The organism is Streptomyces sp. NPDC059037, from assembly GCF_042740015.1.
GTDB lineage: Bacteria > Actinomycetota > Actinomycetes > Streptomycetales > Streptomycetaceae > Streptomyces.
On the sequence record NZ_JBHYIG010000016.1, the window covers coordinates 20,908 to 36,711 of the forward strand.

General features: G+C 71.5%; 18 protein-coding genes and 2 pseudogenes. 13 read left to right on the forward strand and 7 right to left on the reverse strand.

The window, feature by feature from the left end:
- Both ACFWY6_RS05860 and ACFWY6_RS05865 read right to left on the reverse strand, forming a co-directional pair.
- The gene (locus tag ACFWY6_RS05860) at nucleotides 1-771 is read right to left on the reverse strand and encodes a group II truncated hemoglobin (RefSeq protein ID WP_384686776.1); all 771 of its coding nucleotides are present in this window, start codon (nucleotides 769-771) and stop codon (nucleotides 1-3) included.
- Nucleotides 768-1,175 (reverse strand): winged helix-turn-helix transcriptional regulator, encoded by a 408-nt coding sequence (locus tag ACFWY6_RS05865; protein WP_384686778.1) that lies wholly within the window; start codon nucleotides 1,173-1,175, stop codon nucleotides 768-770. The genes ACFWY6_RS05860 and ACFWY6_RS05865 overlap by 4 nt, the downstream gene beginning before the upstream one ends.
- Nucleotides 1,176-1,255: 80 nt before the next feature.
- On the opposite strand from ACFWY6_RS05865, the gene ACFWY6_RS05870 reads away from it, so the two are divergent.
- On the forward strand, nucleotides 1,256-1,759 hold the full coding sequence (locus tag ACFWY6_RS05870; RefSeq protein WP_384686844.1) for a YybH family protein: 504 nt from the start codon (nucleotides 1,256-1,258) through the stop codon (nucleotides 1,757-1,759).
- A pseudogene (locus ACFWY6_RS05875) lies at nucleotides 1,719-1,943 on the forward strand (ABC transporter ATP-binding protein); the annotation flags it as partial. The gene ACFWY6_RS05870 and the pseudogene ACFWY6_RS05875, both read left to right, overlap by 41 nt.
- Nucleotides 1,944-2,054: 111 nt before the next feature.
- Here ACFWY6_RS05875 and ACFWY6_RS05880 read toward each other — a convergent pair.
- Nucleotides 2,055-2,870 (reverse strand): IclR family transcriptional regulator, encoded by an 816-nt coding sequence (locus ACFWY6_RS05880; RefSeq protein ID WP_384686780.1) that lies wholly within the window; start codon nucleotides 2,868-2,870, stop codon nucleotides 2,055-2,057.
- Between the two features lie 392 nt (nucleotides 2,871-3,262).
- On the opposite strand from ACFWY6_RS05880, the gene allB reads away from it, so the two are divergent.
- On the forward strand, nucleotides 3,263-4,606 hold the full coding sequence (gene allB, locus ACFWY6_RS05885) for an allantoinase AllB (protein WP_384686782.1): 1,344 nt from the start codon (nucleotides 3,263-3,265) through the stop codon (nucleotides 4,604-4,606).
- Between the two features lie 4 nt (nucleotides 4,607-4,610).
- The gene (gene alc, locus ACFWY6_RS05890) at nucleotides 4,611-5,729 is read left to right on the forward strand and encodes an allantoicase (RefSeq protein WP_384686784.1); all 1,119 of its coding nucleotides are present in this window, start codon (nucleotides 4,611-4,613) and stop codon (nucleotides 5,727-5,729) included.
- Between the two features lie 122 nt (nucleotides 5,730-5,851).
- Here the strand turns inward: alc and ACFWY6_RS05895 are convergent, their stop codons facing one another.
- Nucleotides 5,852-6,592, reverse strand: coding sequence for an SDR family oxidoreductase (locus ACFWY6_RS05895; RefSeq protein WP_384686786.1), 741 nt, complete (start codon nucleotides 6,590-6,592; stop codon nucleotides 5,852-5,854).
- 198 nt (nucleotides 6,593-6,790) lie between these two features.
- Between ACFWY6_RS05895 and ACFWY6_RS05900 the strand changes: the two genes are divergently transcribed.
- The 4 genes from ACFWY6_RS05900 to ACFWY6_RS05915 all read left to right on the forward strand — a co-directional run bounded on the left by ACFWY6_RS05900 (nucleotide 6,791) and on the right by ACFWY6_RS05915 (nucleotide 9,452).
- Nucleotides 6,791-7,399 (forward strand): dihydrofolate reductase family protein, encoded by a 609-nt coding sequence (locus ACFWY6_RS05900; protein WP_384686788.1) that lies wholly within the window; start codon nucleotides 6,791-6,793, stop codon nucleotides 7,397-7,399.
- 184 nt (nucleotides 7,400-7,583) lie between these two features.
- The gene (locus ACFWY6_RS05905; RefSeq protein ID WP_384686790.1) at nucleotides 7,584-8,489 is read left to right on the forward strand and encodes a DMT family transporter; all 906 of its coding nucleotides are present in this window, start codon (nucleotides 7,584-7,586) and stop codon (nucleotides 8,487-8,489) included.
- A 34-nt stretch (nucleotides 8,490-8,523) separates the two neighbouring features.
- A complete protein-coding gene (locus tag ACFWY6_RS05910; protein WP_384686792.1) occupies nucleotides 8,524-8,946 on the forward strand; it encodes a hypothetical protein in 423 nt (140 codons plus the stop codon).
- A gap of 89 nt (nucleotides 8,947-9,035) precedes the next feature.
- Nucleotides 9,036-9,452: a ribonuclease gene (locus tag ACFWY6_RS05915; protein ID WP_384686794.1), complete on the forward strand. Its 417-nt coding sequence runs from the start codon at nucleotides 9,036-9,038 to the stop codon at nucleotides 9,450-9,452.
- A 22-nt stretch (nucleotides 9,453-9,474) separates the two neighbouring features.
- On the opposite strand, the gene ACFWY6_RS05920 is transcribed toward ACFWY6_RS05915, so the two are convergent.
- Nucleotides 9,475-9,681, reverse strand: coding sequence for a hypothetical protein (locus ACFWY6_RS05920; protein WP_384686796.1), 207 nt, complete (start codon nucleotides 9,679-9,681; stop codon nucleotides 9,475-9,477).
- 158 nt (nucleotides 9,682-9,839) lie between these two features.
- On the opposite strand from ACFWY6_RS05920, the gene ACFWY6_RS05925 reads away from it, so the two are divergent.
- Both ACFWY6_RS05925 and ACFWY6_RS05930 read left to right on the forward strand, forming a co-directional pair.
- Nucleotides 9,840-11,084, forward strand: a complete 1,245-nt coding sequence (locus ACFWY6_RS05925) for a sensor histidine kinase (RefSeq protein WP_384686798.1) — start codon at nucleotides 9,840-9,842, stop codon at nucleotides 11,082-11,084.
- Between the two features lie 70 nt (nucleotides 11,085-11,154).
- The gene (locus ACFWY6_RS05930) at nucleotides 11,155-12,321 is read left to right on the forward strand and encodes a hypothetical protein (protein WP_384686800.1); all 1,167 of its coding nucleotides are present in this window, start codon (nucleotides 11,155-11,157) and stop codon (nucleotides 12,319-12,321) included.
- On the opposite strand, the pseudogene ACFWY6_RS05935 reads toward ACFWY6_RS05930, so the two are convergent.
- Nucleotides 12,242-12,460: pseudogene (locus ACFWY6_RS05935) on the reverse strand (hypothetical protein); the annotation flags it as partial. The gene ACFWY6_RS05930 and the pseudogene ACFWY6_RS05935 sit on opposite strands and share 80 nt — an antisense overlap.
- On the opposite strand from ACFWY6_RS05935, the gene ACFWY6_RS05940 reads away from it, so the two are divergent.
- From ACFWY6_RS05940 to ACFWY6_RS05950, 3 genes are read left to right on the forward strand one after another with little or no spacing between them, the layout of a single operon-like run.
- Nucleotides 12,369-13,478: a hypothetical protein gene (locus ACFWY6_RS05940; RefSeq protein ID WP_384686846.1), complete on the forward strand. Its 1,110-nt coding sequence runs from the start codon at nucleotides 12,369-12,371 to the stop codon at nucleotides 13,476-13,478. The pseudogene ACFWY6_RS05935 and the gene ACFWY6_RS05940 overlap by 92 nt on opposite strands.
- Before the next feature lie 38 nt (nucleotides 13,479-13,516).
- Nucleotides 13,517-14,188, forward strand: a complete 672-nt coding sequence (locus tag ACFWY6_RS05945; protein ID WP_384686802.1) for a response regulator — start codon at nucleotides 13,517-13,519, stop codon at nucleotides 14,186-14,188.
- A gap of 46 nt (nucleotides 14,189-14,234) precedes the next feature.
- Nucleotides 14,235-14,654 carry a PaaI family thioesterase gene (locus ACFWY6_RS05950; protein WP_384686804.1) on the forward strand — a complete coding sequence of 140 codons (420 nt, stop codon included), beginning with the start codon at nucleotides 14,235-14,237 and terminating at the stop codon, nucleotides 14,652-14,654.
- A 69-nt stretch (nucleotides 14,655-14,723) separates the two neighbouring features.
- Here the strand turns inward: ACFWY6_RS05950 and ACFWY6_RS05955 are convergent, their stop codons facing one another.
- Nucleotides 14,724-15,737: a Gfo/Idh/MocA family oxidoreductase gene (locus ACFWY6_RS05955; RefSeq protein WP_384686806.1), complete on the reverse strand. Its 1,014-nt coding sequence runs from the start codon at nucleotides 15,735-15,737 to the stop codon at nucleotides 14,724-14,726.
- Between the last annotated feature and the right edge of the window lie 67 nt (nucleotides 15,738-15,804).

Below are 15,804 nucleotides of genomic sequence, written 5' to 3' on the forward strand. Positions count from 1 at the left end.
TCACGGCTGGTAGGGCGGCGCCGCTCCCCAGTTCCACAGCGGCACGGGCTGGTCGGTGGGGCGGGTGGCGTCCGGCCCCGAGAAGTAGAGCGCGAGGCGGGTGCCCCACTCGATGTAGGCGACGAAGGCGGACCGGAACTCGGCGTCCGTCGGCAGACCCGCGTCGTCCGCGGCGTCCTGCATCAGATTGACCCAGCGGCGGCGCTGCGGCTCGGTGATGCCCTTGCCGAGGTGCTTGCCGACCATGTGGGAGTGGCCGCCGTGCTCCTGCGAGTAGGCGGCGGGGCCGCCGAAGACCTCGCCGAGCCACTGGGCGACATGCCGGGCGTGCTCGGCGGGCAGGCCCTCGAAGAGCGGCGCGAGGAGGTCGTCCTTGAGGACCTTCTCGTAGAAGATCTCCGTCAGGCGCTCGAAGTTCTCCTCGCCGCCCGCCCATGTGTACAGGGTCGGCGTCGAGGCGCCCGTGCCGCGCACGGCGGTGGGTGTGTAGTGGCGCATCTCCTCGATGTTCTCGACGTACGGGCGGATCTCCGTGAAGAAGTCACGGAAGAGCTCCGAGCCGCGGAAGCCCTCCAGGTGGTCCTTGGTCGACGTCCAGGTGATGCGGAGGATGTAGTGCTCGAAGTCCTCCTCGCAGCGCGTGAGTTCGTAGTCGACGCATTGCGGGGCGGCGGACAGCGGGACCGCGGCGCGGGTGTACGCGGCGAGGAAATCGGCGGAACGCTCGGGCGGGATGCGGTAGCGGATGTACTCGACGGTGTGGGCGGTCATGTGACGTCGGCTTCCTCTGTGGTGGATGGTGCCGGCACGCGTGCTCCCCAGTCCCACAGCGCTTGCAGGACCGGGCCCAGTTCTCTGCCGTGGGGAGTGAGTTCATAACTGACCGTGGGGGGCCAGCCGGGTGTGCGGGTGCGCAGGACGACACCCGCGGAGACCAGCTGGGAGAGCCGCTCGGTCAGTACCTTGTCCGACAACTCAGGGAGTGTGGAGGCGAGTTCGCTGTACGCGTAGGAGTCCGCCCGCAGAAGTTCGCGGACGATCAAGGTGGTCCAGCGGCCCCGCAGGGCGGCGAGGGTGATCTCGACGGGGCAGGCGGGCGTGGGCGCCGTGACCCGCGCCCTGGGGTCGTCGGGAAGCCCCTGGCCCACCCCCTGGCTTACCGTTCGGTGAGTCACGAGGACGCCTCCTACTGTTGCCGGCACCGGGCCGCATCGGTCCACACCGGTCCGCTCCAGGAGGGTTACACATGTCGGCGATGGCACTTCCCACCCGCCCCGAGGACGTTCCGGCGGCATTCGCCGCCCGGTTCAACAGCGGGGATCCCCAGGCGGTGCACGAGCTGTACGAGGAGCGTGCCGCCTTCGTGCCGGAGTCGGGGGAGGCGGTGCACGGCCTCGCGGAGATCGCGAAGGAGAACGGCCCGTTCCTCGCGATCGGCCTGCCGATCTCGGTGCGCCCGCGCCATGTCCACGTCTCCGGCGACATCGCGCTGCTCGTCGTGGACTGGGAGATCGAGGGCGTCGTGCGGTCCACCGCCACGGACGTGGCGAGGCGCGGGGGGGGGGGGGGGGCGGGCGGGGGCGCGGGGGGCGAGGGGCGCGAGCGCGCGGGGGGGCGGGGGCGGGGGGGTGTGGGGGGGGGGGGTGTGTCGGCCGCCCCCCGCGCGCCCGCCCACTCCGGTGGCCCGGGCGGGGCCGGCGCGGGGGTGGCCGGGGGGGCGGGCGCTGATGAATGCGCCCGCGGTGCTGCTGGTCGATGAGCCGACCAGTGCGTTGGACCACTCGCGTGGGGCTGCGGTGATGGAGCTGCTTGGGCGGCTTACGCGGGAGCGGGGGACGGCGACGGTGCTGGTCACCCATGACCGGGCGCGGTTGGCTGTCGCCGACCGGGTGGTGGAGATGGTGGAGGGGAGGCTGGGGGTTCTCCCCCAGGCCCCTGTGTAGGCCCCGCCTCGGGGCTCCGCCCCGAACCCCGCTCCTCAAACGCCGGAGGGATCTGATCTGCGGGCCGTCTGTGGCTGGTCGCGCAGTTCCCCGCGCCCCTTTCGGGGCGCGTTATGCCGCAGGGCCCGAGCTCGCCAGGGCGGCGGACAGTTCTACCGCCACCTCCTGGAGGATCGGGACGATCTTGTCCACTGCCGTCTCCGTCACGCGGCCCGCCGGGCCGGAGATCGAAATGGCCGCCGATGTGGGGGAGTTGGGCACCGACACCGCCAGGCAGCGCACCCCGATCTCCTGTTCGTTGTCGTCGACCGCGTACCCCGCCCTGCGGACCTCCTCCAGCGCGTCCAGGAAGCCGTCGGGCGTAGTGATCGTCTTCTCCGTCGCGGCCGGCATGCCGGTGCGGGCGAGCAGGGCCCGCACCTCCTCCGGCGGGGTGTGCGCGAGGAGGGCCTTGCCCACGCCCGTGGAGTGGGGCAGGACCCGGCGGCCCACCTCGGTGAACATCCGCATGGAGTGCTTGGACGGCACCTGTGCGACGTACACGATCTCGTCCCCGTCGAGCAGCGCCATGTTCGCCGTCTCGCCGGTCTCCTCGACCAGGCGGGCGAGGTAGGGCCGCGCCCAGGTGCCGAGGAGGCGCGAGGCCGATTCGCCGAGGCGGATCAGCCGCGGGCCCAGGGAGTAGCGGCGGTTGGGCTGCTGGCGTACGTAGCCGCAGGCGACGAGCGTGCGCATCAGGCGGTGGATCGTGGGCAGCGGGAGGCCGCTGCTGGCGGAGAGCTCGCTGAGGCCGACCTCGCCACCCGCGTCCGCCATCCGTTCGAGCAGGTCGAAGGCGCGCTCAAGGGACTGGACACCACCGCTGGCAGCGGGCGGCTTGGAGGCAGCGACTTCGGTGGAGGCGTCGCTTGCGCTTGACGTCGGCACGGCGCGGTCCTTTCGGGGCTGACGGGCAAGGCAGCAGCCTACCGGGCGGTTCTTCGCGGGGTCCTGTGATCGCCAAGACGTCTTGGCCGGTCAGGGGGCCTTTGTCCGCTTCTCCGCGGGAACGGCCGGTGATCGCTCGGCGGTCCGGTTGTGCGTAGCTACGTTCTCTCTTTCGGAATCCTATTTCCACTTTGTGGAAACGTCCAGGGTGTTCCAGGTGGCCTCTTGACGGGTCAGGGGTGGACGTGAAGACTGATTCAACAGAACGTTGAATTCCGTTTAGCGGAACCGAAAGGTCTGTGTAGCGGAAGAGAACGGACGACGAAGATAGGCAAAAGACAGACAAACGTCGGCAAACGGCGACGGACAACAGCTAAGAGAGGGCGTTGAGGGTGGACGTTGAACTGGTGCTGCGCTCGACTCGCGTCATCACCCCGGAGGGAACCCGCGCCGCGTCGGTGGCGGTCTCCGGCGGGAAGATCACGGCCGTGCTCGCGCACGACGCCGACGTACCGGACGGTGCCCGGCTCGAAGACTTCGGGGACGACGTCCTGCTTCCCGGCCTCGTGGACACGCACGTCCATGTGAACGACCCGGGCCGCACGGAGTGGGAGGGGTTCTGGACCGCGACGCGTGCCGCGGCCGCCGGCGGCATCACCACCCTCGTCGACATGCCGCTCAACTCCCTGCCGCCGACCACCACGGCCGACAACCTGCGCACGAAGCAGGACGTCGCCCGCACCAAGGCGCACATCGACGTCGGCTTCTGGGGCGGCGCCCTGCCCGACAACGTCCGCGACCTCAAGCCCCTGCACGACGCCGGTGTCTACGGCTTCAAGTGCTTCCTCTCGCCGTCGGGCGTGGACGAGTTCCCGCACCTGAACCAGGACCAGCTCGCCGCCTCCATGGCCGAGATCGCCGGCTTCGGTGCTGATGGGGGCCTGCTCATCGTGCACGCCGAGGACCCGCACGAGCTGGACGCCGCCCCGCACAAGAGCGGCCCCAAGTACACGGACTACCTGGACACCCGGCCGCGCGTCTCCGAGGACGTCGCGATCGAGGGCCTCATCGCCCAGGCCAAGCGGCTCGGCGCCCGTATCCACGTACTGCACCTGTCGTCGTCGGACGCGCTGCCGCTGATCGCCGCCGCCAAGCGCGAGGGCGTCAAGCTGACCGTCGAGACCTGCCCGCACTACCTCACGCTCACCGCGGAGGAAGTCCCGGACGGGGCAAGCGAGTTCAAGTGCTGCCCGCCCATCCGCGAGGCCGCCAACCAGGACCTGCTCTGGGCCGCGCTCGCCGACGGCACCATCGACTGCGTGGTGACGGACCACTCCCCGTCCACCGCGGACCTCAAGACCGACGACTTCGCGACCGCGTGGGGCGGCATCTCCGGGCTCCAGCTCAGCCTCCCCGCTATCTGGACCGAGGCACGCAAGCGCGGCCACAGCCTTGAGGACGTGGTGCGCTGGATGTCGACGCGCACCTCCGAACTGGTCGGACTCGACCAGAAGGGCGCCATCGAGGCCGGCCGCGACGCCGACTTCGCGGTCCTCGCGCCCGACGAGACCTTCACCGTGGACCCCGCGGAGCTGCAGCACCGGAACCGAGTCACGGCGTACGCGGGCAAGACCCTCAGCGGCGTCGTGAAGTCCACCTGGCTGCGCGGCGAACGCATCCTGCACGGCGGCGAGTTCAGCGAACCCGCAGGCCGACTTCTGGAAAGGAACAACTGACCCCGTGACGTCGATTCCCTCCTTCACCGGCGACGCCAGCCCCTACGGCGGCGGCGACCCGTACGCGGACTACCGCACCGCGGACTTCCCCTTCACGCAGTACGCCAACCTCGCCGACCGGCAGCTCGGCGCGGGCGTGATCGCCGCCAACGACGAGTTCTTCGCGATGCGCGAGAACCTGCTCCTGGCGAACGACGCCGAGTTCGACCCGGAGCACTTCGGGCACAAGGGCAAGGTCATGGACGGCTGGGAGACCCGTCGCCGCCGTGGCGTGTCCGCCGAGCACCCGTGGCCGACGGCGGAGGACCACGACTGGGCTCTTGTACGCCTCGGTGCCCCAGGCGTCGTACGCGGCATCGTCGTCGACACCGCCCACTTCCGCGGCAACTACCCGCAGGCCGTGTCCGTCGAGGCCACCTCGGTCGCCGGTTCGCCGACGCCGGAGGAGCTCCTCGGCGACGACGTGAAGTGGACGACTCTCGTACCGCGCACGGCCGTTGGCGGCCACGCGGCGAACGGCTTCGCCGTGGACGTCGAGCAGCGCTTCACGCACTTGCGGGTCAACCAGCACCCCGACGGCGGCATCGCCCGTCTCCGCGTCTACGGCGAGGTCGTCGCCGACCCCAAGTGGCTCGCGGCGCTCGGCACGTTCGACGTCGTCGCCCTGGAGAACGGCGGCCAGGTCGAGGACGCGTCCGACCGCTTCTACTCCCCGGCGACCAACACCATCCAGCCGGGCCGCTCCCGCAAGATGGACGACGGCTGGGAGACGCGGCGCCGCCGCGACACCGGCAACGACTGGATCCGCTACCAGCTGGTCGCCCAGTCGGAGATCCGCGCCATCGAGATCGACACGGCCTACCTCAAGGGCAACTCGGCGGGCTGGGCGTCTCTTTCGGTACGTGACGGCGGCGAGGACGGCGAATGGGTCGAGGCCCTGCCCCGCACCCGCCTGCAGCCCGACACGAACCACCGCTTCGTCCTGGACACCCCGGCGGTGGGCACGCACGTCCGCGTCGACATCTTCCCGGACGGCGGCATTTCGCGGCTGCGGCTGTTCGGTTCCTTGACGGAGGCGGGCGGGGTCGCCCTGACCGCGCGCCACCAGGAGCTCGGCGGCTAGTTCCGCACCGTCGATCACCGGCTCCGCCGGGTTCGTCCTCAAACGCCGGACGGGCTGGATATCTCCCGAGCCCCGGCTGAAATTCTTCAGCCGGGGCTCGGGGCGTCACATCAGGCCCCGCCCTACGCCCCATACCCCCCGTCCGCCACCAACTCCGCCCCCGTGATGAACCCCGCTTCCTCCCCGGCCAGATAGGCGACGAGCGAAGCCACCTCGTCGGCGGAGCCGAAGCGGGCCAGTGCCGTGGCCGCTCGCTGCGGGGCGGCGAACGGGCCGTCCGCCGGGTTCATGTCCGTGTCGATCGCCCCGGGATGCACCACGTTCACCGTGATCCCGCGGTCCGCGAGCTCCCGCGCCAGCGGCTTGCTCATTCCCGCGAGCGCCGCCTTGCTCATCGCGTACAGCGTCCCGCCGGGCCCGCCCGCGAACCGCGCGAGCGCCGAGCCGGTCGAGATGATCCGGCCCCCGTCGGCAAGCCGCCCGGCCGCAGCCTGCGAGGCGAGGAACACCGCGCGTACGTTGATGTCGAGCACCCGGTCGACATCGGCGAGCGCCAAGTCCCCGATGGGGCCGAGCACTCCGATGCCCGCGTTGTTCACCAGGATGTCGAGCCGGCCCAGATCATCCGCCGCGCGCTCCACCGCGCCCGCCGCGTCCCCGGGATCAGCCGCATCCGCCTTGATGGCGAACCCCCGCTGCCCCGCCGACTCGATCTTGGCGACGACATCGAGAGCGGCGGCCTCCCCATGGACGTACGTGATCGCCACATCGGCACCCTGCTGGGCAAGCCGCAACGCGATCGCCGCGCCGATACCGCGGCTGCCGCCGGTGACCAGAGCCGTCTTGCCGGTCAGTGAAGACATGTCGGAACCTCATCATCTACAGAGCGAGAGAAGTGCTTGCGGTTTCAATGGAAGCGGGCGGCGCGCGCCGTGGCTGGCGGGAAATGGACAGCGATTTCCCGGCGCCCGCCGGGGTGCGATGACTTCCGGGCAGGCGCAGGGTCTGAGTAGGTGAAGGAACCGCCAGCCACGGCACGCACCCGGAAAAGAGGCCTCGCCATGAAGCTCACGCTCACCCAGTTCCAGACCCTCGACGGCGTCATCCAGGCGCCAGGCGGCCCGGAGGAGGACCGCGTCGGCGGCTTCGAGCACGGCGGCTGGTCGGTGCCCTTCGGCGACGACGACTTCGGCCGGTTCATCAACGGCGTCTTCGACCGGGTCGACGCCTTCCTGCTCGGGCGGCGTACGTACGACATCTTCGCGTCGTACTGGCCCAAGATGACCGACCCGGCCGACCCGGTCGCCTCCCGGCTCAACGCGCTGCCCAAGTACGTGGCCACCACCACGCTCACCGGCAGCGACTGGGAGAACACCCACCTCATCGGGCGCGAGGACATCGCCAAGGATGTCGCCCTCCTCAAGGAGCAGCCGGGCCGCGAGCTCCAAATGCACGGCAGCGCGGGCCTCGCGCAGTCCCTCCTCGCGCACGACCTGATCGACACGATCCACCTGCTGACGTTCCCCGTGACCCTCGGCACCGGCAAGCGCCTCTTCGCGGACGGCGGCCTGCCCACCTCGTTCAGGACCACCGCGTCGAGCCTGAGCTCTACGGGCGTCGTCATCAGCACGTACGAGCGGGCGGGGCGCCCCGAGTACGGAACCTACTGAGCGCTGCGTGGGATGTGCGCATTCGTCCGCGGGCCCGTCGTGGCTGGTCGCGCCCACGCGGCGGAGCCGCATATGTCGCAGCCCCGCGCCCCTTCCCGGCGTGATCTCCACCGGATACGGTGATCGACCCACGTGAGAGCCACCGAAGTCTCCACACCGCCGCATCCGTTGGAGACCGCGCCCCGTGTCGACGCTCGCCGCCCCCGCCGCGCCCACCACGCGCCCCGCCTGGTTCACCGATCTGCCCGTTCTGCTGGTGGCCGTGGTCTGGGGCGCCAGCTATCTCGCGGCGAAGGGCATCACGACCACGCACACCGTCATCGCCGTCCTGGTGCTGCGCTTCGGCATCGTGCTTCCGGCGCTCGTGGCGGCGGGATGGCGAGGGCTGCGCGCGCTGACGGCGCCGCAGTGGCGCGGCGCGGGGACGCTCGGGCTGATCCTGGGCGGGATCTTCCTCCTGGAGACCTACGGCGTCGTTCACACCTCGGCGACCAACGCGGGCCTCATCATCAGCCTCACCATGATCTTCACCCCGCTCGCCGAGGCCGCGGTGACGCGGAAGCGGCCGCCGCGCGCCTTCCTCGCGGCGGCGGGACTCTCCGTGCTCGGCGTGGTCCTGCTGACCCAGGGCGGCGGCTTCACACGGCCCTCGCTCGGCGACGGCCTGATCCTGCTGGCGGCGCTCGCCCGCACGGTGCACGTCCTGGCGATGTCACGCATCAAGGCCGTCCAGGATGCCGACTCGCTCTCTCTCACCACGGTCCAACTCGGCTCCGCCGTGGCCGTGTTCGCGGTCCTCGCCGGCGCGGGCACGGGGGAGGGCCCGTGGTCCGTCGCCGCGGACTTCGGCGTACGCGAGTGGGCAGGGCTGCTCTTCCTCTCCGTGTTCTGCACGCTCTTCGCCTTCTTCGTACAGATGTGGGCGGTGCGCAGGACCTCTCCCTCGCGCGTGAGCCTGCTGCTCGGCACGGAGCCGCTGTGGGCGGCCGCGGTCGGGATCGCGGTGGGCGGCGAACGGCTGGGTGTGGTGGGTCTGGTGGGAGGTGTGCTGGTTCTGGTGGGGACCAGCTGGGGGCGTCGGGCGCGGTGATACGTTCCGTGGTCGATCAAGGAGGGGGAGGCTCATGAACGAGCACTTCGAGCAGCGGTTCGCGGCGAGCGCGGAGAAGCGCCGCAACTGGGGCGGCGTGCTGCTGTTCCTGGCGGGCGTCATCTGGGTCGTGCTCGCGTACCAGCTGATGGTGCCGTTCGGCGACGGGGACGACGACTATCCCAGCAGCCGCAAGTGCTCGTCGGTGCTCTTCTACGAGGGGGACGCCCCGACCTGGGCGGAGGGCGAGACACGGGACGACTGCCGCGCGCAGCGCCGTTGGCCCGAGATGCTGGCCTGGCTGGGGCTTTCCGTGCCGCTCTCGGTCGGCGGCGCCGTGCTCTACACCAGCGGAACCACCAGCCTCCGGATGCGTGAGTACATGGCGGAGCACCGCATCGCCGCCGCGAAGAAGGATGCTGCCGCCAAGAAGGACGCCGCCGCGAAGAAGGACTGACGAACCGCGGGCGGCGCACGGTTAACTCCCGGAAAATTCACCGCACTTGAAGTTGACACGACAACCTCTACGCGCGTCACACTGGACCCATGCGAATCCCCCCACGAATCGTCAGCGTCACAGCCCTCGCCGCCGCCCTGCTCGTCGGCGGCCCTGTCGCCGTCTCCGCGAACGCGGCACCGGCCCCGGCCCCCACGTCGGCGTCCTACTCCATCACCGCCGTCGGCGACATCTGCTACTCCGCCCTGCCCTCCCAGGCGCACGACACCCTCGACCTGATCGAGGCGGGCGGCCCCTACCCGTATCCGCAGGACGGCACGGTCTTCCAGAACAGGGAAGGCGTCCTGCCCTCGCAGAGCTCCGGCTACTACCACGAGTACACGGTCAAGACCCCTGGCTCACCGGACCGCGGCGCGCGCCGCATCGTGACCGGTGAGGAGAACAAGGAGGACTACTACACGGCGGACCACTACGAGTCCTTCGACCTGGTGGACTACGCCTGCTGAACCGCAAGGCACCGACAGCGGTCTAGCGTCCCTTCCGGCTCCCCGCGGCCGCGAACAGCGCGAACGCCAGCACGATGAGCGTGACGCCCGCGTAGATCTCGTAGCCGTCGAGGAACCCGATCCGCCGCACGATGCCCCAGCCGTCGAACCGGCCGGTCAGCTCGTGCACCAGGGCGGCCACGCCCTGGATCAGGAGAAGGACGCCGAAGACCTCAAGTACCTGCTTCATGCCGAAGAGCCTCGCCCCGTGGACTCCCCACGCACATCGGCCACGGGGCGAGGCCTCTTCCCGCCCGTTCCGCCGAAAGTCTCGACCCGCGCGACTTTCGTAGTCGATCACGTCCGATGGGCGTCCGGCGCCCGCCACGGTGCGTAGATTTGTCGACCATGAGCGGCGATGAACCCACGCGGTACCCCTTGGCCAGAAGTCCATGGGCGCTGCCGTCGGCCATCGCCGCGGAGCTCGACCCGGACGGTCGCGCGGGGCGCAGGCACAAGCGGACCGTGCGCGACTGGCTCGTCGACTTCGCCTGCTTCTTCGTGGCCGTCGTCATCGGCCTGGTGGCCGCCGATTCGGTCGACGGCAACCCGCACCTCTCCCAGACCGCCGAGGACCTCGACCAGCTGGTCGGCGCGCTCGCCTGCGCCGCCGTCTGGCTGCGCAGGCGCTGGCCGGTCGGCCTCGCCATCGCCATGGTGCCGGTCAGCCTGGTCTCCGACACGGCGGCCGGCGCCGCCGCGGTGGCCCTGTTCACGCTCGCGGTGCACCGCCCCTTCCGGTACGTCGCCTGGATCGGCGGGGTCTCGATCGCGATCGTGCCGTTCATGTACTGGCTGCGGCCCGACGCCGACCTGCCGTACGTGGTCGTCGTCGTCCTCGGCGTGCTCGTCAGCGCCTCCGTCATCGGCTGGGGGATGTTCGTGCGCTCGCGCCGCCAGCTGCTGCTCAGCCTGCGCGACCGCGCCATCCGTGCCGAGAACGAGGCCGCGCTCCGCGCCGAACAGGCCCAGCGTCTGGCCCGCGAGGACATCGCCCGCGAGATGCACGACGTCCTGGCCCACCGCCTCACCCTGCTCAGCGTGCACGCCGGCGCCCTGGAGTTCCGCCCCGACGCACCCCGTGCGGAGATCGCCCGCGCCGCCGGAGTCATCCGGGAGAGCTCGCACGAGGCCTTGCAGGATCTGCGCCAGGTCATCGGCGTCCTGCGCGGCGGCGAAGGCGAGGCATCGGGCCGCCCGCAGCCGACCCTCGCCGCCCTGGACACCCTGGTCGCCGAGTCGCGCGACGCGGGCATGAAGGTCGCGCTCGACCAGCGGGTCGGCGATGCCACGGAGGTGCCCGCCGCGATCGGCCGCACCGCGTACCGCATCGCCCAGGAAGCCCTGACCAACGCCCGCAAGCACGCCCCCGGCGCCGAGGTGACCGTCGCCGTCTCGGGGCGGCCCGGCGAGGGCCTGGCCATCGTCGTACGCAACCCGCCGCCGCCCGGCGACGTGCCGCACGTACCCGGCTCGGGCCAGGGCCTGATCGGCCTCACCGAACGGGCCACGCTCGCGGGCGGACGCCTGGGGCACGGCACGTCGGCGGACGGCGGCTTCGAGGTCAACGCCTGGCTGCCGTGGGCCCCGTGACGGAGGCTGTGCCTCCGCCTGGATACGATCAGCGGCCACATCGGGCGAGGCGAGGCGAGGCGGATACGCGGTGACGGGGGAGATACGGGCGGGGCGGTTTCGCCGCGCACGAGGAGCGGCGCGGGGGCTCATACGCACACGGCGCCGGGCGGCGGTCACGGGCGCCGTGGTGCTTGCGCTGGCCGCGGGGCTCGGCACGTGGGCGTTCCAGGGGCCTTTGGGCATCAAGGACCGCTACTGCTGGGGTGGTTGGGAAGAGGACAGCGGTCCCGGCATCCTCGGCGACGACGGTTTCACGGGCGAGGACGGACGCAGCCGTACGTCGAAGGGGGCGGCGCCCACTGAGGGGAAGCCGGCGGGCACGTGCACCCTGGCCGTGCGCTCCAGCCACACCTTCTCCGACGGCGAAACGGACGTCCAGGACACCACGGTCACGGTGACCTACGGCCGGGCGCCCAAGGGGGCGGAGGACCGCCTGGAGTGGCTGGCCGGTTACCTCGGCGACGGTGCGATGCCGCTGCCGGACGGGCTGCCCGGCGCCGTCGACGCCGACCGCGGCCTGATTGTGCTGCCGAAGCGGTGCGACACGCGCGACGGGCGGCCGGTCGCGGTCACCCTCGACGCGCGGGAGCGCACGGAGCCGGACGAGGCGCTGCCGAGGACGGTGGACCTGGGCGGCTCGCGCACCGTCGCCGAACTCCTGGTGGCGGCCGCCAACCAGGGCATGGAGAAGGCGGGTTGCGCCCCGGCGGAGCCGCTGCGCGTCACCTCGCCCCTGCTCACGCTGCCGGAGAAGCGGGAGACCTTCTACTCCGACCCCGCGTGCCGCATCAAGGGCCTCGACCTCGACCTGGGTGACGAAGCGGAATCCGACACGGATTACCAAGTCGGCCCGGTCACCCGCGACATGCAGTCCTGCTCGGTACGGATCGGCCGCGACGACGCCCGGTTCCTCGACGCCCTGATGGTCGCCCAGCCCCGGGTCGACGCGCTCATCGCCGACGTGACGGGCGAGCGGCCGCCCGCGCGCGGCTGGCGCGGCAAGGGTGTTCTGGGCGAGGGCCACCAGGTCGTACGGGCCCAGTGCGCGGGGCGTCCGGCGACGTTCCTGATGCTGGGCTCCCCGCAGCGGGAGGCGACGGGCCACTTCGCGGCGTTCAGCAACGCGGTGGCGCAGCGCCTCGGGTGCCCGGCGGTGGCACCGACGACGTCGAGTGAAGCCGGGGGGACCCACTGATGACCGGAACCGAAGAGACCAACGGGACGACAGGTGCCGGGGTCGGCGTGACCCCGGACGACGGCCCGCCCCGCCCCTGGTGGCACTGGCGCCGCCTCACGCGCGGCCGGCTGAGGCCCGCGATAGCCGCCGCCGTCGCGGGAGCGCTGCTCGGCGGTGCGGGGGTGGCCTGGCAGGCGCAGGCGGGCCCCTTCGAGGAGGCATCGGCGTGCTGGGGCGCGCTCAGCGAGGACGACGTGGCGGACCTGTTCGGCGGCAAGCGGGACATCGAGGCGTCCGACGTGCCCGTCACCTCGGACCACATCTTCTCCGAGGGCCCCTCCGGGCTGTGCCGGCTGAAGTCGCCGCGCGGCCGCCGGGTCACGGCCCAGGTGCATGAACTCGACACCCGGTTCGGCGGTTCGGGCGACAAGTGGGCCGACGAGTATCTCTCCGCGCGGATGACCCCGCTCGGCGGCGGACTCCTGGGCATGGCCTCCGACACGCGCGCGTGGCTCGCGGTTCCGGAGGGCTGCGTCGGCAGGCCGGAGGAGGGCCACGGCCCGCTGGTGATCGACATCGAGGCCGGCTGGACCGTCTACGACGAAGATGTCGACACCGGCGAACGCGCCCGCCTCACCACCGCCGTGGTCAGGCTCGTCAACGGCTACCTGACCGAACAGGGCTGCCGGGGCGAGGTCGACGACCCGGCGGACCGGCTGCCCGGTCCTGCCCGCTTCCAGGACGAGAAGCCCGACGCGATCTGCGGCATCAAGGGGCTGCACATGCGGGGCATGCGGGACGTCGACAAGTACAAGCCGCCGCTGGTGACCAAGGGCGAAGGCCCCGTACGTACCTGCGACCGCGACGTGATCTTCGGCCACCCCAGGCTGCGGCTCATGACGGTCGAGGACCCGCGCATCGCCGAGCTCTACCGGCAGTTGAAGTTCGACGGCGGCGACGACGTCAAGGCGGTGGGCGGCGGCAAGGGCCGGGGTTTCCTGCGGGACGACCTCGGGTTCTTCCAGGCCGAGTGCCAGACGGGCGACGTCACCTTCCTCATCCGCGCCGAGGGCACGGACCGCGCCGCCGACATCCGTACGCTGCTGCCCCGTTACGTGGCCGCGGAGTCGTCGCGCGTCGGCTGCGGCCCTCTTCGGATCAAGCTGCCCGCGTGACGTCGGGCTCCGCTCTTCTACCTGGTTACGGTGGTCGCATGAACCCCATCAAGCTGCTGCTCGTCGACGACGACCCACTGGTCCGTGCGGGCCTGTCGTTCATGCTCGGCGGCGCGGACGACATCGAGATCGTCGGTGAGGCGGGCGACGGCACCCAGGTCGCGGGACTCGTCGCCGAACGGCGTCCCGACGTCGTCCTGATGGACATCCGCATGCCCACGATGGACGGCCTCGCGGCGACGGAGGCGTTGCGTAAACGCCCCGACGCCCCCGAGGTGATCGTCCTGACCACCTTCCACGCGGACGAGCAGGTGCTGCGGGCCCTGCGGGCGGGCGCCGCGGGGTTCGTCCTGAAGGACACCGCGCCCGCCGAGATCGTCGCGGCGGTGCGTGCGGTGGCGGCGGGGGAGCCGGTGCTCTCGCCATCGGTGACCCAGCAGTTGATCACTCGGGTGACCGGGGACGACCCTCAACGGGGGCGCAGGGAGCGGGCGTTGGAGCGGCTTGCGCTCCTTGGCGAGCGGGAGCGGGAGGTGGCGGTCGCGGTGGGGCGAGGGGCGTCCAACGCGGAGATCGCGGCGGAGCTGTTCCTGAGCGTGGCCACGGTGAAGGCGCATGTCTCCCGGGTGCTGACGAAGCTGGACCTCAACAACCGGGTGCAGATCGCCCTGTTGACGCATGATGCGGGGTTGCTGGACGGGGTGGAGTAGCACCCCACGGGGGTGATGGCCGTCCGAGGCTTGTACCGTCCGCCGCATGACAGCACCCCTTGATCTGGCCCTGGCCCAGAAGACCCTCGACGCCCAGCCCTTCAGCCGCCTCCTCCAGGCCCGCATCACCCGCTTCGGGGAAGGCGCCGCCACCCTCGAACTCACCATCCGCGAAGAACTCCACCAGCAGAACGGCTTCGTGCACGGCGGAGTCCTCTCCTACGCGGCCGACAACGCCATCACCTTCGCCGCGGGCACCGCACTGGGCCCCGCGGTGCTGACCTCGGGCTTCTCCATCCAGTACGTACGCCCCGCCACCGGCGCCGAACTCCTCGCCCGCGCCACGGTCGTCCACGCGGGCCGCCGCCAGGCGGTGGTGCGCTGCGACCTGTTCACGACGGACGGGGACGAGGAGAGCGAGACCCTGTGCGCCGTCGCCCAGGGCACGGTCCTCTCGGCGGGCTGATCAGACCGCAGGTGGCAGGCTGATCACCTCATGGGCGGCAGGCTGATCACCTCATAGGTGGCAGGCCGATCAGATCGCCGGACCCCCGGCGATCTCCGTCATCCGCACCGGCCGCCCATCGCGCCGCGACAGTTCGCACGCCTCCGCGATCCGCAACGCCGCCAGCGCCTCGCGGCCGTCGCAGGGGTTTGCCCGCTCGCCCCGTACGACCTCGACGAACGCGGCGAGCTCCGCCTCGTACGCGGGCGCGAACCGCTCGAGGAACCCCGGCCAGGGCTTCTCGGGCGGCGGCGGTCCGGACGGTTCCACCGACGACAGGGGAGTGCGGTCGTCGAAGCCGACGACGATCTGGTCGTCCTCGCCCGCCAGTTCCATGCGTACGTCGTAGCCCGCGCCGTTGCACCGCGTCGCGGTGGCCGTGGCGAGCGTGCCGTCGTCGAGGGTGAGGACCGCCGCGGCCGTGTCGACGTCGTCGGCCTCGCGGAACATCGCGGGCCCCGCGTCGGACCCGGTCGCGTACACCTCCGTCACCTCACGGCCCGTCACCCAGCGCAGCATGTCGAAGTCGTGGACCAGGCAGTCCCGGTAGAGCCCGCCGGACAGCGGCAGATACGCGGCCGGCGGTGGCGCCGGGTCGGCGGTGATCGCGCGGACGGTGTGCAGCCGCCCGAGCCGCCCCGCGCGCACGGCATCGCGCGCCGCCCGGTATCCCGCGTCGAAGCGCCGCTGGAAGCCCAGTTGGAGCACCGTCCCCGCGGCCTCGACCTCCCGCAGCGCGGAGAGCGTGCCCGGCAGGTCGAGGGCGATGGGCTTCTCGCAGAAGACGGGGAGCCCGGCCCTGGCCGCCCTGCCGATCAGCTCGGCGTGCGCGGAGGTCGCCGCGGTGATCACCACCGCGTCCACGCCCCCGGTGAAGAGCTCGTCCACCGACGCGGCGGCGGTCGCCCCGATGCGGGACGCGAGGTCGGCCGCGCGGTCGGCGTCCACGTCGGCGACGACCAGCGCCGCCACGTCCGGGTGCCGCCGCAGAGCCGCGGAGTGAAATGTGCCGATACGGCCCGTTCCGATGAGTCCGATGCGCATGGACCCACCCTCGCCAGGCCCAGAGGTCCTGTCAATCCTTTGTCCGGACAAAGGGTCGTCAGAAGTC

Excerpts from the sequence above, each read along its gene's own strand:
- ACFWY6_RS05860 (WP_384686776.1), bottom strand. The coding sequence starts at position 771 with ATGACCGCCCACACCGTCGAGTACATCCGCTACCGCATCCCGCCCGAG.
- ACFWY6_RS05870 (WP_384686844.1), top strand. The coding sequence starts at position 1,256 with ATGGCACTTCCCACCCGCCCCGAGGACGTTCCGGCGGCATTCGCCGCC.
- ACFWY6_RS05895 (WP_384686786.1), bottom strand. The coding sequence starts at position 6,592 with ATGTCTTCACTGACCGGCAAGACGGCTCTGGTCACCGGCGGCAGCCGC.
- ACFWY6_RS05900 (WP_384686788.1), top strand. The coding sequence starts at position 6,791 with ATGAAGCTCACGCTCACCCAGTTCCAGACCCTCGACGGCGTCATCCAG.
- ACFWY6_RS05910 (WP_384686792.1), top strand. The coding sequence starts at position 8,524 with ATGAACGAGCACTTCGAGCAGCGGTTCGCGGCGAGCGCGGAGAAGCGC.
- ACFWY6_RS05915 (WP_384686794.1), top strand. The coding sequence starts at position 9,036 with ATGCGAATCCCCCCACGAATCGTCAGCGTCACAGCCCTCGCCGCCGCC.
- ACFWY6_RS05920 (WP_384686796.1), bottom strand. The coding sequence starts at position 9,681 with ATGAAGCAGGTACTTGAGGTCTTCGGCGTCCTTCTCCTGATCCAGGGC.
- ACFWY6_RS05925 (WP_384686798.1), top strand. The coding sequence starts at position 9,840 with ATGAGCGGCGATGAACCCACGCGGTACCCCTTGGCCAGAAGTCCATGG.
- ACFWY6_RS05945 (WP_384686802.1), top strand. The coding sequence starts at position 13,517 with ATGAACCCCATCAAGCTGCTGCTCGTCGACGACGACCCACTGGTCCGT.
- ACFWY6_RS05950 (WP_384686804.1), top strand. The coding sequence starts at position 14,235 with ATGACAGCACCCCTTGATCTGGCCCTGGCCCAGAAGACCCTCGACGCC.
- ACFWY6_RS05955 (WP_384686806.1), bottom strand. The coding sequence starts at position 15,737 with ATGCGCATCGGACTCATCGGAACGGGCCGTATCGGCACATTTCACTCC.